The 15,838-nt window shown below is 71.1% G+C and carries 11 protein-coding genes and 1 pseudogene; 7 read left to right on the top strand and 5 right to left on the bottom strand.

Translation table 11 applies throughout. The features are described from left to right. Nucleotides 1-25: 25 nt before the first annotated feature. A complete protein-coding gene (gene metH / locus FHS34_RS29595; protein ID WP_184970991.1) occupies nt 26-3,541 on the bottom strand; it encodes a methionine synthase in 3,516 nt (1,171 codons plus the stop codon). Nucleotides 3,542-3,813: 272 nt separating this feature from the next. Here metH and FHS34_RS29590 point away from each other — a divergent pair, with 272 nt between their 5' ends. The 6 genes and pseudogenes from FHS34_RS29590 to FHS34_RS29565 all read left to right on the top strand — a co-directional run bounded on the left by FHS34_RS29590 (nt 3,814) and on the right by FHS34_RS29565 (nt 11,179). Continuing rightward, nucleotides 3,814-4,578 carry an IclR family transcriptional regulator gene (locus FHS34_RS29590; RefSeq protein WP_184970989.1) on the top strand — a complete coding sequence of 255 codons (765 nt, stop codon included), beginning with the start codon at nt 3,814-3,816 and terminating at the stop codon, nt 4,576-4,578. 353 nt (nt 4,579-4,931) lie between these two features. Beyond that, a complete protein-coding gene (locus FHS34_RS29585; RefSeq protein WP_184970987.1) occupies nt 4,932-5,726 on the top strand; it encodes an MIP/aquaporin family protein in 795 nt (264 codons plus the stop codon). A 79-nt stretch (nt 5,727-5,805) separates the two neighbouring features. After that, a complete protein-coding gene (gene glpK, locus FHS34_RS29580) occupies nt 5,806-7,344 on the top strand; it encodes a glycerol kinase GlpK (protein ID WP_184970985.1) in 1,539 nt (512 codons plus the stop codon). Nucleotides 7,345-7,392: 48 nt separating this feature from the next. Further along, nucleotides 7,393-9,006, top strand: coding sequence for a glycerol-3-phosphate dehydrogenase/oxidase (locus FHS34_RS29575; RefSeq protein ID WP_184970983.1), 1,614 nt, complete (start codon nt 7,393-7,395; stop codon nt 9,004-9,006). A 241-nt stretch (nt 9,007-9,247) separates the two neighbouring features. After that, nucleotides 9,248-9,918, top strand: a pseudogene (locus FHS34_RS29570) (FadR/GntR family transcriptional regulator). 166 nt (nt 9,919-10,084) lie between these two features. Further along, on the top strand, nt 10,085-11,179 hold the full coding sequence (locus tag FHS34_RS29565) for a PAC2 family protein (RefSeq protein WP_184970980.1): 1,095 nt from the start codon (nt 10,085-10,087) through the stop codon (nt 11,177-11,179). 110 nt (nt 11,180-11,289) lie between these two features. On the opposite strand, the gene mshC is transcribed toward FHS34_RS29565, so the two are convergent. From mshC to FHS34_RS29545, 4 genes are all read right to left on the bottom strand, one after another. Next, nucleotides 11,290-12,519: a cysteine--1-D-myo-inosityl 2-amino-2-deoxy-alpha-D-glucopyranoside ligase gene (gene mshC / locus FHS34_RS29560; protein WP_184970969.1), complete on the bottom strand. Its 1,230-nt coding sequence runs from the start codon at nt 12,517-12,519 to the stop codon at nt 11,290-11,292. Between the two features lie 94 nt (nt 12,520-12,613). Continuing rightward, nucleotides 12,614-13,438, bottom strand: coding sequence for an Rv2133c family protein (locus tag FHS34_RS29555; protein ID WP_184970967.1), 825 nt, complete (start codon nt 13,436-13,438; stop codon nt 12,614-12,616). Continuing rightward, nucleotides 13,402-13,992, bottom strand: a complete 591-nt coding sequence (locus FHS34_RS29550; RefSeq protein ID WP_184970965.1) for an Rv2134c family protein — start codon at nt 13,990-13,992, stop codon at nt 13,402-13,404. The genes FHS34_RS29555 and FHS34_RS29550 overlap by 37 nt, the downstream gene beginning before the upstream one ends. Before the next feature lie 97 nt (nt 13,993-14,089). Further along, nucleotides 14,090-14,776 carry a histidine phosphatase family protein gene (locus FHS34_RS29545; RefSeq protein ID WP_184970963.1) on the bottom strand — a complete coding sequence of 229 codons (687 nt, stop codon included), beginning with the start codon at nt 14,774-14,776 and terminating at the stop codon, nt 14,090-14,092. A 61-nt stretch (nt 14,777-14,837) separates the two neighbouring features. Here FHS34_RS29545 and corA point away from each other — a divergent pair, with 61 nt between their 5' ends. Further along, complete coding sequence (gene corA / locus FHS34_RS29540) at nt 14,838-15,833, top strand: magnesium/cobalt transporter CorA (protein WP_184970961.1); 996 nt, start codon at nt 14,838-14,840, stop codon at nt 15,831-15,833. The last annotated feature ends 5 nt before the right edge of the window (nt 15,834-15,838 follow it).

The raw sequence follows: 15,838 nt of genomic DNA, 5'->3' as shown, positions 1-15,838 counted from the left end.
ATCAGTGTGCTGGGTGAGACACGCGTCACCGTGCGTTGAAGTACTTCGCCTCGGGGTGGTGGATCACGATGGCGTCCGTGGACTGCTCGGGGTGGAGCTGGAACTCCTCGGACAGGTGGACCCCGATCCGCTCGGGCCGGAGCAGGTCGGCGATCTTGGCGCGGTCCTCCAGGTCGGGGCAGGCGCCGTAGCCGAGGGAGAAGCGGGCGCCCCGGTACTTGAGGGCGAACATGTCCTCGATGTCGGCCGGGTCCTCGCCGCCGAAGCCGAGTTCGGCGCGGACCCGGGCGTGCCAGTACTCGGCGAGTGCCTCGGCCAGCTGCACGGACAGGCCGTGCAGTTCGAGGTAGTCGCGGTAGGCGTTGGCCTCGAACAGCTTGGCGGTCTCCTCGCCGATGCGGGAGCCGACGGTGACGACCTGGAAGCCGACCACGTCCGTCTCGCCGGACTCCTCGGGCCGGAAGAAGTCGGCCAGGCACAGCCGCCGGCCGCGGCGCTGGCGCGGGAAGGTGAAGCGGGTGCGCTCGTTGCCCCGCTCGTCGAGGATGATCAGGTCGTCGTCCTTGGACACGCACGGGAAGTAGCCGTAGACCACGGCCGCCTCCAGCAGGTTCTCCGTCTGGAGCCGGTCCAGCAGGCCGCGCAGCCGGGGCCGGCCCTCGGTCTCGGCCAGCTCCTCGTAGGTCGGTCCCTCGCCGGTGCGGGCCTGCTTGAGTCCCCACTGCCCCTTGAACAGCGCGCCCTCGTCCAGCCAGCTCGCGTACTCCTTGAGCTGGATCCCCTTGATCACCCGGGTCTCCCAGAACGGCGGGGCGGGCACGGGGTTGTCGGTGGCGACGTCGGAGCGGACGTGGCCCTCCTGCGGGCGTTCGTCCGCCTCCGGGGTGGCGGTGGCGCGGACCCGGCGCTGGCGCAGTTCGGGCAGTGCGGCGCCGGGCACGCCCCGCTTGACGCCGATCAGGGCGTCCATCAGGCGCAGGCCCTCGAAGGCGTCGCGGGCGTAGCGGACCTCGCCGTCGTAGATCTCGTGCAGGTCCTGTTCGACGTAGGCGCGGGTCAGGGCGGCGCCGCCGAGGATGACGGGGAAGCGGGCGGCCAGGCCGCGCTGGTTGAGCTCCTCCAGGTTCTCCTTCATGATCACCGTGGACTTCACCAGGAGCCCGGACATGCCGATGACGTCGGCCCGGTTCTCCTCGGCGGCCTCCAGGATCGCCGAGACCGGCTGCTTGATGCCCAGGTTGACGACGTTGTAGCCGTTGTTGGACAGGATGATGTCGACCAGGTTCTTGCCGATGTCGTGCACGTCTCCGCGCACGGTGGCCAGCACGATGGTGCCCTTGCCCTCGGCGTCCGACTTCTCCATGTGGGGTTCGAGGTGGGCGACGGCGGCCTTCATCACCTCGGCGGACTGCAGCACGAACGGCAGCTGCATCTGGCCGGAACCGAACAGTTCGCCGACGACCTTCATGCCGTCGAGCAGCGTCTCGTTGACGATGTCCAGGGCCGGCCGGTCCTCCAGGGCCGTGTCCAGGTCGGCTTCCAGGCCGTTGCGCTCGCCGTCGATGATCCGCCGCTTGAGGCGCTCCTCCAGCGGCAGCGCGGCCAGTTCCTCGGCCTTGCCGGCCTTGAGCGACTTGGCGGTGGCGCCCTCGAAGAGCTGCATGAGCTTCTGCAGGGGGTCGTAGCCCTCGCTGCGCCGGTCGTGGATCAGGTCGAGGGCGGTGCGCACCTCTTCCTCGCTGAACCGGGCGATCGGCAGGATCTTGGAGGCGTGCACGATCGCCGAGTCCAGGCCCGCCTTGACGCACTCGTCGAGGAAGACGGAGTTGAGCAGGATCCGGGCGGCCGGGTTCAGGCCGAAGGAGATGTTGGACAGGCCCAGGGTGGTCTGCACGTCCGGGTGCCGCTTCTTCAGCTCACGGATCGCCTCGATGGTGGCGATGCCGTCCTTGCGGGACTCCTCCTGACCGGTGCAGATGGTGAAGGTCAGGGTGTCGATGAGGATGTCCTCCTCACGGATGCCCCAGTTCCCGCCCAGGTCGGCGATCAGCCGCTCGGCGATCTCCACCTTCTTCTCCGGGGTGCGGGCCTGGCCCTCCTCGTCGATGGTCAGCGCGATCAGCGCGGCACCGTGCTCCCGGGCCAGCCTGGTGACCTGCGCGAAGCGGGAGTCGGGGCCGTCGCCGTCCTCGTAGTTCACGGAGTTGATCACCGCACGGCCGCCGAGCTTCTCCAGGCCGGCCCTGATCACGTCGACCTCGGTGGAGTCGAGGACGATCGGCAGCGTGGAGGCGGTCGCGAACCGTCCGGCCAGCTCCTCCATGTCCGCGACGCCGTCCCGGCCGACGTAGTCGACGCACAGGTCGAGCATGTGCGCGCCCTCGCGGATCTGCTCGCGCGCCATCTCCACGCAGTCGTCCCAGCGGGCCGCCAGCATGGCCTCGCGGAACTTCTTGGAGCCGTTGGCGTTGGTGCGCTCGCCGATGGCCAGGTAGGAGGTGTCCTGCCGGAACGGCACGGACTGGTAGAGGGAGGCGGCGCCCGCCTCGGGGCGCGGGTCGCGCGGGGGCGGGGTGAGGCCCCGGACGCGTTCGACGACCTGGCGCAGGTGCTCGGGGGTGGTGCCGCAGCAGCCGCCGATGAGCGAGAGGCCGTACTCGCGGACGAAGGTCTCCTGCGCGTCGGCCAGCTCCGGCGCGGTCAGGGGGTAGTGGGCGCCGTCCTTGCCGAGGACGGGCAGGCCGGCGTTGGGCATGCAGGACAGCGGGATGCGGGCGTTGCGGGCGAGGTAGCGCAGGTGCTCGCTCATCTCGGCCGGGCCGGTGGCGCAGTTCAGGCCGATCATGTCGATGCCCAGGGGCTCCAGCGCGGTGAGCGCGGCGCCGATCTCGGAGCCGAGCAGCATGGTGCCGGTGGTCTCGACGGTCACGGACACGATGACCGGCACGTCCAGGCCGAGGGCCTCGAGGCCGCGCCGGGCGCCGAGCACGGCCGCCTTGGTCTGGAGCAGGTCCTGGGTGGTCTCCACGAGCAGGGCGTCGGCGCCGCCGGTGACCAGTCCCTCGGCGTTGCGCTGGTAGGCGTCGCGGAGGGTGGTGTAGGGGGCGTGGCCGAGGGTGGGGAGCTTGGTGCCGGGGCCGATGGAGCCGAGGACCCAGCGGGGCCGGCCGTCCTTCGCGGTGAACTCGTCGGCGACCTCGCGGGCCACCCGGGCACCCGCCTCGGACAGTTCGTGCACCCGGTCGGGGATGTCGTACTCGCCGAGGGCGGAGTGGTTGGCCCCGAAGGTGTTGGTCTCGACGCAGTCGACGCCCACGGCGAAGTACGCCTCGTGGACGGAGCGGACGATGTCGGGGCGGGTGAGGTTGAGGATCTCGTTGCAGCCCTCGAGCTGCTGGAAGTCGTCGAGGGTGGGCTCCTGGGCCTGGAGCATGGTGCCCATGGCTCCGTCGGCCACGACCACGCGGGTGGCGAGCGCGTCTCGGAGCGCGGACACACGGGTCCGGCTGTCGGCGGAAGGGGACGTTGGCAACGAGGCCATGAAGGGGCTCCCTGGGGTGCGACGGCTGTCGGCTATGCGGTTTCCCCGGCTGACGGGGTTGCCGCACGGCGCCAGAGTAGCCGGGAGTCGGCTTGGATGGGCACCGGCGTCCACGAGGCGGACGGGTGGCCGGGATGTCACGCTCCGGCCACGTGTGATGTAACAGGTGCCGACCGACCATTAGCGGGAGGTCGACATGGACCGGTAGTGTTCGACATTGCCGAACGGCAACTGCGTCGTGGGCAGTCGAAGGGGACGGAGGCAGGACGGCGATGGCACGGAACATCCAGTCGCTCGAACGGGCGGCGGCGATGCTGCGACTGCTCGCGGGCGGCGAACGGCGGCTGGGCCTCTCCGACATCGCCTCGTCATTGAGCCTCGCCAAGGGCACCGCCCACGGGATCCTGCGCACCCTGCAGCAGGAGGGGTTCGTGGAGCAGGACGACGCCTCCGGCCGCTACCAGCTGGGCGCGGAGCTGCTGCGCCTCGGCACCACCTATCTCGACGTGCACGAGCTGCGCGCGCGGGCCCTGGTGTGGGCCGACGACCTGGCGCGGTCGAGCGGGGAGAGCGTGTACCTGGGTGTCCTGCACCAGCAGGGTGTCCTGATCGTGCACCACGTCTTCCGGCCGGACGACAGCCGGCAGGTGCTGGAGATCGGGGCCATGCAGCCGCTGCACTCCACGGCCCTGGGCAAGGTGCTGTCCGCGTACGACCCGGTGGCGCACAGCGAGGTCCTGGAGGCCGACCGCAAGCCCTTCACCGACCGTACGGTGTGCGACTCCGCCGACTTCGAGCATCTCCTGGACCTCACGCGCGCCCGTGGCTACGCGGCCGACGTGGAGGAGACCTGGGAGGGCGTGGCCTCGGTCGCCGCGCCCATCCACGACCGGCGCCGGATGCCCGTGGGCGCGGTCGGCATCACCGGGGCCGTGGAGCGGCTGTGCCGGGAGGGCGAGCTGCGCCCCGAGCTGATCGCGGCGGTGCGGGACTGCGCCCGCGCGGTCTCCCGTGACCTCGGCGGCAGCCGGTTCTGAGCGGCGGCGGCCGCACAGCGCGACGAACGGAATGACCGGGACGCCAGGCGGCGTTCCGGCTGTCGATCTACCCTGAAATGGACAAAATGGGCTAGATCGTACGTCCGTACACGAAGGTCGATAACCCGCGGCGATCAATAACGATCCTGTTTTCGATAACAGAACTCTTGACGCACGCGTAACGCCGAAGCAAGACTCCCGTCCATCGGTCGGCATTGTCGAACACCTACCGGCAATACGCGCTAGAGTGTGACAACGCCAAGGGCCGGCATCGCTCTCATCCCCGAGGGCGCCAGAACCTCCGGCGGGACCGGGGTTCGGCTAACCCTGGACGAAGGACAAAGGAGTCGCGGGTGTCCAGCTCCGACATCTTCATCGGCGAGACCATCGGTACCGCCATACTCATCCTGCTCGGTGGCGGCGTCTGCGCCGCCGTCACACTCAAGGCCTCCAAGGCCCGTAACGCCGGTTGGCTCGCCATCGCCTTCGGGTGGGGCTTCGCCGTCATGACGGCCGTGTACATCTCCGGACCGCTGTCCGGTGCGCACCTCAACCCGGCCGTCACCGTCGCCCTTGCCATCAAGGACAGCGACTGGACCAACGTTCCGACCTACTTCGCCGGCCAGCTGCTCGGCGCCATGATCGGCGCGGCCCTGGTGTGGGTGGCCTACTACGGCCAGTTCCAGGCCCACCTGACCGACAAGGAGATCGTCGGCGGTCCGGGCGCGCAGGCCACCACGGCCAAGGCGGTCGAGGCCCAGGAGAAGGGCGCCGGCCCGGTCCTCGGTGTCTTCTCCACCGGTCCGGAGATCCGGAACGTGGTGCAGAACCTCGCCACGGAGATCATCGGCACCGTCGTGCTGATCCTCGCGGTCCTCACCCAGGGCCTCAACGACAAGGGCAACGGCCTCGGCATCCTCGGCGGTCTGATCACCGCGTTCGTGGTGGTGTCGATCGGCCTGTCGCTCGGCGGCCCGACGGGCTACGCGATCAACCCGGCCCGTGACCTCGGCCCGCGCATCGTGCACGCCCTGCTGCCGCTGCCCAACAAGGGCGGTTCCGACTGGAGCTACGCCTGGATCCCGGTGGTCGGTCCGCTGATCGGCGCCGCCATCGCCGCAGGCCTCTACAACGTCGCCTTCGCTTAAGAAGCACGCGCAAAGCGCCGAGTCTTCGAGCACGCGCCGTACGTACAGCCCCACCACCACGGACCTTCAGGAGCACACAGTGACCGACGCCCACACCGCAGGCCCCTTCATCGCGGCGATCGACCAGGGCACGACCTCCTCGCGCTGCATCGTCTTCGACCGTGACGGCCGCATCGTCTCCGTCGACCAGAAGGAGCACGAGCAGATCTTCCCGAAGCCGGGCTGGGTCGAGCACAACGCCAACGAGATCTGGACCAACGTCCAGGAGGTCGTCGCCGGAGCCATCGCGAAGGCCGGCATCACCCGCGACGACATCAAGGCCATCGGCATCACCAACCAGCGCGAGACCACCGTGCTGTGGGACAAGAACACCGGTGAGCCCGTCCACAACGCCATCGTCTGGCAGGACACCCGCACCGACGCCCTCTGCCGGGAGCTGGGCCGCAACGTCGGCCAGGACCGCTTCCGCCGCGAGACCGGCCTCCCGCTCGCCTCCTACTTCGCCGGGCCCAAGGCCCGCTGGCTGCTCGACAACGTCGAGGGACTGCACGAGCGCGCCGAGGCCGGCGACATCCTCTTCGGCACCATGGACACCTGGGTCATCTGGAACCTGACCGGCGGTGTCAACGGCGGCAAGCACGTCACCGACGTCACCAACGCCTCCCGCACCATGCTGATGAACCTGCACACCATGGAGTGGGACGAGAAGATCGCCGAGTCCATCGGCGTGCCGCTGCGGATCCTGCCGGAGATCCGGTCCTCCGCCGAGGTCTACGGCGAGGTCACCGGCGGCAAACTCGGCGACCTGCTCGGCGGCATCCCGGTCGCCTCCGCGCTCGGCGACCAGCAGGCGGCCCTGTTCGGCCAGACCTGCTTCTCCGAGGGCGAGACCAAGTCGACCTACGGCACCGGCACCTTCATGGTGATGAACACCGGCTCCAAGATCATCAACTCCTACGCCGGTCTGCTCACCACCGTCGGCTACAAGATCGGCGACCAGCCGACCGTGTACGCCCTGGAGGGCTCCATCGCCGTCACCGGCTCGCTGGTGCAGTGGATGCGCGACCAGATGGGCCTGATCTCCACCGCCGCCGAGATCGAGACGCTCGCGCTCTCGGTCGAGGACAACGGCGGCGCCTACTTCGTGCCGGCCTTCTCCGGCCTCTTCGCCCCGCACTGGCGCTCCGACGCCCGCGGTGTGATCGCCGGTCTGACCCGGTACGTCACCAAGGCGCACCTCGCGCGCGCCGTCCTTGAGGCCACCGCCTGGCAGACGCGGGAGATCGCCGACGCCATGGTCAAGGACTCCGGCGACGAGCTGGTGACCCTCAAGGTCGACGGCGGCATGACCGCCAACAACCTGCTGATGCAGACCCTGTCCGACGTCCTGGACGCACCGGTGGTGCGCCCGATGGTCGCCGAGACCACCTGCCTCGGCGCCGCCTACGCCGCCGGTCTCGCCGTCGGCTTCTGGTCCAGCACCGACGACCTGCGCGCCAACTGGCGCCGGGCGGCCGAGTGGACCCCCCGCATGGACGCGGAGACCCGCGACCGTGAGTACAAGAACTGGCTCAAGGCCGTCGACCGGACCATGGGCTGGCTCGAAGACGAGGACTGAGCGGTTTTCCCGGCTCGGTTCAGTTCTGACGAGGAGTAAGTACCCGACATGACCAGTCCCACCCTGCAGTCCGTGCCCGCCCTGGGTACCCACCCGGCCTCCGGCTCCAACCCGAGCCGCGCCGAGACCAGGGAGCAGCTCGCCAAGGCGTCGTACGACCTTCTTGTGATCGGCGGCGGCATCCTGGGCATCTCCACCGCCTGGCACGCCGCGCAGTCCGGGCTCAGGGTGGCGCTGGTCGACGCCGGCGACTTCGCCGGCGCCACCTCCTCCGCCTCCTCCAAGCTGCTCCACGGCGGTCTGCGCTACCTGCAGACCGGCGCGGTGAAGCTGGTGGCGGAGAACCACTTCGAGCGCCGTGCGGTCTCCCGCCAGGTGGCCCCCCACCTGGCGAACCCGCTCACCTTCTACCTCCCCGTGTACAAGGGCGGGCCGCACGGCGCGGCGAAGCTCGGCGCGGGCGTCTTCGCCTACTCCGCGCTCTCCGCGTTCGGCGACGGCGTGGGCCACCTGCTCTCCCCCGCCAAGGCGGCGCAGGACGTGCCCGAGCTGCGCACCGAGAACCTCAAGGCCGTGGCCGTCTACGGCGACGACCAGATGAACGACGCGCGCATGGCGCTGATGACGGTCCGCGCGGCCGTCGAGGCGGGCGCGGTCGTCCTGAACCACGCCGAGGTCACCGGCCTGCGCTTCACCAACGGCCGGGTGACGGGTGCCGACCTGAAGGACCGCACGTCCGGCGACGAGTTCGGCGTCAGCGCCCGTCTCGTCCTGAACGCGACCGGCCCCTGGGTCGACCACCTGCGCCGGATGGAGGACCCGGGCGCGGCGCCGTCCATCCGCCTGTCCAAGGGCGCGCACCTGGTCCTCAAGCGCACCTCCCCCTGGAAGGCCGCGCTCGCCACCCCCATCGACAAGTACCGCATCACCTTCGCCCTCCCCTGGGAGGACATGCTGCTCCTCGGCACCACCGACGAGGAGTTCGAGGGCGACCCGGCGGACGTGTCCGTCACCGAGAAGGACATAGCCCAGATCCTGGACGAGGCCGCGTTCTCCGTCCGGGACCAGCAGCTCGAGCGCGACCTGATCACCTACGCGTTCGCCGGCCTGCGGGTGCTGCCGGGCGGCCCCGGCGACACCGCCAAGGCCAAGCGCGAGACCGTGGTGACCGAGGGCAAGGGCGGCATGCTGTCCGTCGCCGGCGGCAAGTGGACGACCTTCCGCCACATCGGCCGGACGATCATGCAGAAGCTGGAGGCGCTGCCGGGTCACCCGCTCGGCGACGACTTCGAGCCGATCTCCTCGCTGCCGAAGAAGCTGCCGCTGCCCGGTGTCGCCAACCCGCGCGCGGTCGCCCACCGCCTGCTGGTCGACAACCCGGCGCCCGGCCCGCGCATGGCCGCCGACACCGCCCGGCACCTGGCCACCCACTACGGCTCCCTGGCGTTCGACATCGCCCGGCTGGCGAACGACAACCCGGAACTGGCCGAACGCGTCCACCCCGACGCCCCCGAGATCTGGGCGCAGGTCGTCTGGGCCCGGGACCAGGAGTGGGCCGAGACGCCGGACGACGTGCTGCGCCGGCGCACCACGCTGACCATCCGTGGCCTGGCCACGGACGAGGTCCGCACCAAGGTCCAGGACCTGCTCGACAAGAAGTAGGTCCCGGCCGGCCCCTTTCCCCCTGACCGGGGCCGGAACGGATGAGGGACGGCACCTCCCGCACGAGGGGCCGGCAGAACACGACGGGGGCGGCTCCACGCCGATGGAGCCGCCCCCGTCGTGCACGCGGAGACCGGGGAGCCCGGCGGGAGCGGGCCGGAAAGGGCTTCCGCGCCCGGCCCGCATGATGTGCTGGGACGTCCGATGTCCGAGTCGTTCGGTGGACGACAGGAGGCCGGCCATGGCAGTCACCGACGAGGCGATCGAGAAGATCAAGGGCATGATCGTCTCCGGTGCGCCGCGTCCGGGCGACGGCTGCCCAGGGAGAGCGAGCCGGCCGCCGGGCTGGGCCCGTCCCGCAACTCCCTGCGCGAGGCGGTACGGGCCCTGTCGCTGCTGCGGATCCTCGACGTACGGCAGGGCGACGGCACCTATGTCACCGGTCTCGACCCGCAGTTGCTGCTGGGGGCGATGAGCTTCGTCGTGGACTTCCACCGTGACGACACGGTGCTGGAGTTCCTGGCGGTCCGCCGGATGCTGGAGCCCGCCGCGACCGCGCTGGCGGCCTCGCGGATCGGCGAGGACCAACTGGACGCGCTGTCGGCCCAGTTGGACGCGCTGGGCGCGGAGCCGTCGGTGGAGCAACTGGTCGTCGCGGGCCTGGAGTTCCACCGGAGCATCGTGCGCAGCGCCGGCAACTCGGTGCCGTGCTCGCTCCTCGACGGGCTGTCGGGCCCCGCCACCCGGGCCCGGATCTGGCGGGTCCTCAGCCAGGAGGACGCGGCCGGCCGCACCCTGCGCGAGCACCGGGCGATCCTGGCCGCGCTGCGCGAGGGGGACGCGGAGGCGGCGCGGTCCTGGGCGACCGTGCACATCGCGAGCGTGGAACAGTGGCTCCGCGGCCCACGGTGACGGTCCCGGCCCGGGCGGCCGGCCCTCCCCGCTGACCGGTGGTGTTCCCGGCGCGCGTTCGGGGCAGTGATCCGATCACTCCCCCACACAAGGGGGCTGCAGGCGCCCCCGCCGGACGCCGTAAGGTTGGTGAGTCAAGCGAGGGCACGTCGGAAGGAGGCACTGGGTGATCGAGCTGGAGGGGGTTCCCGAGCTGATCGACCCAGTCATGGTGGCCGCGTTCGAGGGCTGGAACGATGCCGGTGACGCCGCCTCCACGGCGGTCGCGCATCTGGAACGCGAGTGGAAGGGCGAGGTGTTCGCGGCGCTGGACGCCGAGGACTACTACGACTTCCAGGTGAACCGCCCCACGGTGTTCATGGACGGCGGTGTGCGCAAGATCACCTGGCCGACGACCCGGCTGTCGGTGGTCCGCGTGGGCGGCGAGAAGCCGCGCGACCTGGTGCTGGTCCGCGGCATCGAACCGTCCATGCGCTGGCGCTCGTTCTGCAACGAGCTGCTCGGCTTCGCGCACGAGCTGGGTGTGGAGCTGGTGGTCGTCCTGGGCGCCCTGCTCGGCGACACCCCGCACACGCGTCCGGTCCCGGTCAGCGGGGTCACCTCGGACCCGGACCTGGCGCAGCGGATGGACCTGGAGGAGACCAAGTACGAGGGCCCGACGGGCATCGTCGGCGTCCTTCAGGAGGCGTGCACGCACGCCGGCGTCCCCGCGGTGTCGCTGTGGGCGGCCGTACCGCACTACGTCTCCCAGCCACCGAACCCGAAGGCCACCCTGGCGCTGCTCAACCGGCTGGAGGACCTGCTGGACCTGCGCATCCCGCAGGGCGAGCTGCCCGAGGACGCGCGCGCCTGGCAGGTGGGCGTGGACCAGCTGGCCGCGGAGGACAGCGAGGTCGCCGAGTACGTGCAGACGCTGGAGGAGGCCCGGGACACCGCCGAGCTGCCGGAGGCGTCCGGTGAGGCGATCGCCCGCGAGTTCGAGCGGTACCTGCGGCGCCGGGACGTCAGCCCGCCCTCTCCGGGCGGGCACGCGACGGCGGACGGCGGGGAGGGCGGTTCGTACCTGCGGGACAGCCCGAGCGGCAAGAGCCGGCCGCCGAAGCCGGACGCCTCCGGCGGTCCGAGGGGCGATGCGCCGAAGGGCGACGCCGCGCCGGGCGATGTCCCGAAGGGCGATGTCCCGAAGGACGATCCCGCGGCGGGCGACGTCTCGAAAGGCGACGCCGCGACCGGCGACGACGAGGACGGCTCGGAGGACTGAGGCCACGGAGGCCTGAGGGTACGGACCGAGTACGGACCCGGTCCGTACCGGCGAAGGGGCGGTTCCCGCATCGGGAACCGCCCCTTCACCCTATGACCGTCGCGCGGCGCTCAGAGGGCCACGCCCAGCAGGGCGTCGACCGCCCGGGACAGCAGGCCCGGTGCGCCGGTGTCCGTGCCGCCCTCCTGCTCCTGGCGGGCCACCCAGCGGTCGACGGCGGCGAGCGCCGCGGGGGCGTCCAGGTCGTCGGCCAGGGCCTCGCGGATCTCCTCCACCAGCGCGTCGGCGGACGGGCCGTCGGGCCGGGAGACCGCCGCGCGCCAGCGGCCGAGGCGGCCCAGGGCCTCCTGGAGGACCTCGTCGGTCCACTCCCAGTCGGCCCGGTAGTGGTGGGCCAGCAGGGACAGACGGATGGCGGCGGGATCGACGCCGTCCTGGCGCAGACGGGAGACGAAGACGAGGTTGCCCTTGGACTTGGACATCTTCTCGCCGTCCAGGGCGACCATGCCGGCGTGGACATAGGCCTTGGCCATGGGGAACTCGCCGGTGAGCACCTGGGCGTGCGAGGCGCCCATCTCGTGGTGCGGGAAGGCGAGGTCGGAGCCGCCGCCCTGGACGTCGAAGCCCATGCCGAGGTGGTCGAGGGCGATGGCCACGCACTCGATGTGCCAGCCGGGGCGGCCCCGGCCGAGCGAGCGGCCGTCCCAGCTGGGCTCGCCCTCGCGGGCCGCCATCCACAGCATCGGGTCGACCGGGTTCTTCTTGCCCGGCCGGTCCGGGTCGCCGCCGCGCTCGGCGGACAGCAGCCGCATGGCGGCGGCGTCCAGGTTGGACACCTTGCCGAAGTTCGGGTCGGACTCGACGGAGAAGTAGATGTCGCCTTCCAGCTCGTACGCCGCGCCGAGTTCACGCAGCCGCTCCACGAGCGGGACGATGCCGGGTATGGCCTCGACGGCGCCTATGTAGTGCTGCGGGGGGAGCAGCCGCAGGGCGGTCATGTCCTCGCGGAAGAGGGCGGTCTCCTTCTCGGCGAGGGCGACCCAGTCGACGCCGTCCCGGTCCGCGCGCTCCAGCAGCGGATCATCGACGTCGGTGACGTTCTGGACGTAGTGAACCTGCCGCTTGGTGTCGAGCCACACGCGCTGAACCAGGTCGAACGCGTTGTAGGTCGCCGCATGACCCATGTGGGTCGCGTCGTACGGCGTGATGCCGCAGACGTAGATGCGGGCGACGGGACCGGGGTCGAGGGTGACCAGGCCGCCGGTCGCGGTGTCGTGGATCCTCAGGTCGCGGCCCTGACCAGGCAGGGCGGGGACCTCGGAAGCGGGCCAGGCATGCATGTACATGAGCCTAACCCGCCGCCGAGCGGGCCATACTAACGGGATCAGGCCGGATGGCCGGTTCCGCTCTCTTGTGCGCCGGCGCCGGCCGTGCTCACACGGGTGGCCAGGGGATGGCGGGCCAGTCCCCGCCCGGCTCCGGGTGCCGGCCCGAGGTGAGCAGCGCGTCGACACGCGCGCGTGTGGCGTCGGTCTCGGCCGCCGTGATCAGTCCGGCCAGCCGGTTGCCCAGCTGCCCGTCCAGGGCGTCCCGCAGCCCCTTGAGGGCGCCGACGGCGTCCGGGGTGAGGGGCTCACCGGCCCAGCCCCACAGCAGGGTGCGCAGCTTGTTCTCGACGTTGAAGGTGACGCCGTGGTCGATGCCGTAGAGCCGCCCGTCGGCGGTGGGCAGCAGATGGCCGCCCTTGCGGTCGGCGTTGTTGATCACCGCGTCCAGGACGGCGAGCCGGCGCAGCCGTTCGTCGTCGGCGTGCACCAGCAGCGCGGTGCGGCCCTCGCCGACCTCGGCGAACCCGATGCCCTTCCAGCCCGGCTCCGGCTCCTCGGCGTCGACCAGGGCGAGCAGCTCCGCCTCGGCGTGGACGTCGATCCACAGCTGGCACATGCCCTCGCCGTACGGGCCGTCGCGCAGCACGGTCGGCGGCACGAGACCCCAGCCGGTGGCCTCGGAGACCTCGTAGGCGGCCACCTCGCGGCCCGCGAGGGTGCCGTCGGGGAAATCCCACAGGGGGCGCTCCCCGGCCACCGGCTTGTACACGCAGGAGGCTTTCCGTCCGTCGAGGGAGACCGTGCAGAACAGCGCCGCGTTGGACGCCTCACGGATCCGGCCGCGTACGGTCAGCTCACCCCGCGCGAGCAGTTCGGCGGGGTTCGGATCGTCCGTCACGCTCCGCGGCGGTATCCGTTCTGGCGCGGACATACATGTCCTTCCGGATCGAGCGGGAGGCTGCACAGCGGGCACGGTGGCCGCCCGGCGTTGACGACGTCGAGGGCGCGCTTGGCGAAGGCCCGGGCCTGCGCGCCGGTCAGCCGGACCCGCAGCATCGGGGGTCCGTTCTCCTCGTCCTGGAGCAGTCGCTCCTCGGCCTCGGCGAGGTCCTCCTCGGTGTCGGCGTCCAGCTCGACCAGGGCCTGCGCCTCGACGATCATGCGCTGGTCCTCGCCGTCCCAGGCCAGGGCCATGGTGCCGACGCGGAACTCCTCCTCGATGGGGGTGTCGAGCGGGGCGCTGTCGGAGATCTCGTTGGGCGCCATCGCGGGCACGGCGGCGCTGCCGCCACTGCGCCGTACGACCTCGTCCAGCAGTTCGTCCATGCGCTCGGCGAGCGCGGCGACCTGGGTCTTCTCCAGAACCACGCTGGTCACGCGGGGGCCTGCGGTGGCCTGGAGAAAGAACGTACGGCGTCCGGGCAGTCCGACCGTGCCGGCCACGAAGCGGTCCGGCTGGTCGTAGAGGAACACCTGACGGGACACGTCCTGTCTCCATTGATCGTGATGGCGAGGGTTTCGAGGGTACGGGCCGTGCGGAAGAGCGACTGGGTGGGTCGCTTCACCCTACTGCGGCCGACGATCACGGTGCTCCCGCACCACCCCCCACCGGTGCGTCGCCCTCACCGGGTTCCTCACGCGGGGCGAGCGAAGCGAAATCCCCGGTGTCGCCGAGACGAACGAGAAACGGCCTGAGGCGGGTGTAGCGGATCGCGGTGATGGAACACGGCTCCACGGAGATCCGCTGGAAGAGGTCGAGATGCAGTCCGAGGGCGTCGGCGACGAGGGACTTGATGATGTCGCCGTGGGAGCACATGAGATACGTGGCGTCGGCGCCGTGGTCGCGCTCCACGCGCGCGTTCCACTCACGTACGGCTTCGGCGGCGCGGGTCTGCATGGCCCGCATGGACTCGCCGCCGGGGAAGGCCGCGGCGGACGGATGGGCCTGCACGACCTCCATCAGCGGCTCGTCCGTGAGCTCGGCGAGCTTGCGGCCGGACCAGTCGCCGTAGTCGCACTCGCTGATCCGCTCCTCGGTGTGGGAGCGCAGGTGGGGCCGGGCCTCCAGCAGCGGCCGTACGGTCTCCTGACAGCGCTGGAGCGGGCTGGTGACGACCTCGCAGACCGGCAGGCCGGCGAGCCTTCCGGGCAGCGCGGCGGCCTGCGCGGCGCCCCGCTCGTCCAGGGCGACGCCGGGCGTCCGCCCGGCGAGCAGGCCCGAGGTGTTGGCGGTGGAACGTCCGTGCCTTACGAGGATCAGCGTGGGCATGCGGCAAGGGTAGGCGTACACCACCGCGCGGCGGTGGGCGGGCGAAGGGAGAATGCGCAGCGTGATCGTGGACTGCGCCATATACCGGCACGGACGGCGTGCCGAGGGACCGGAGGACCTGTCCGACGCGCTCGCCGAGGCGCGGGCGGCGGGCGGCTTCGTGTGGATCGGGCTGCACGAGCCGTCCGAGCGGGAGTTCGACCTGGTGACGGAGGAGTTCGGGCTGCACCCGCTGGCCGTGGAGGACGCGCTCAAGGCGCACCAGCGGCCCAAGCTGGAGGTGTACGACGACTCGCTGTTCCTGGTGCTGAAGCCGGTCGCGTACGAGCCGGAGAGCGACACCGTCTCGGCCGGCGAGGTGATGGTCTTCGTCGGTGAGAGTTTCGTGGTCACCGTGCGTCACGGCGAGGGTTCGCCGCTGGCCGCGGTGCGGCACCGGCTGGAGGAGGAGCCGGAGATGCTCGACAAGGGCCCCACCTCGGTGCTGTACGCCATCGCCGACGCCACCGTCGACCACTATCTGGAGGTGGCGACGGAGCTGCAGACCGACCTGGACGAGCTGGAGGCGGAGGTGTTCCAGCCCGAGCTCGGCGCTTCGCGCAACACCGCGTCCCGGATCTACACCTTCAAGCGGCAGGTCCTGGAGTTCCGCCGGGCCACCGGGCCGCTGACGCTGCCGCTGACCCGCCTGGCCGGCAGCGGTCCGCTCGGCACCGCGGTGCCCTTCGTGCACGACAAGGCGCGGCCCTTCTTCCGGGACGTGAGCGACCACCTCGCGCGCGTGAACGAGTCGGTGGAGGCGCTGGACCGGCTGGTGTCGGACATCCTGTCGGCCCACCTGGCGCAGATGAGCGTGCGGCAGAACGACGACATGCGGAAGATCTCCGCGTGGGCGGCGATGGCCGCGGTCCCCACGATGATCGCGGGCATCTACGGCATGAACTTCGACCACATGCCCGAGCTGCACTGGCTGTGGTCGTATCCCGTGGTGATCCTGGTGATGGCCGGGCTGGAGGTCGTGCTGCACCGGCTGTTCAAGCGGCGCGGCTGGCTGTGAGAGCG

Source organism: Streptomyces echinatus (genome assembly GCF_014203595.1).
GTDB classification, from domain to species: Bacteria; Actinomycetota; Actinomycetes; order Streptomycetales; family Streptomycetaceae; genus Streptomyces; species Streptomyces echinatus.
The sequence above is the reverse complement of the archived record's forward strand: the minus strand, read 5'-3'. Positions and strand labels throughout refer to the sequence as shown.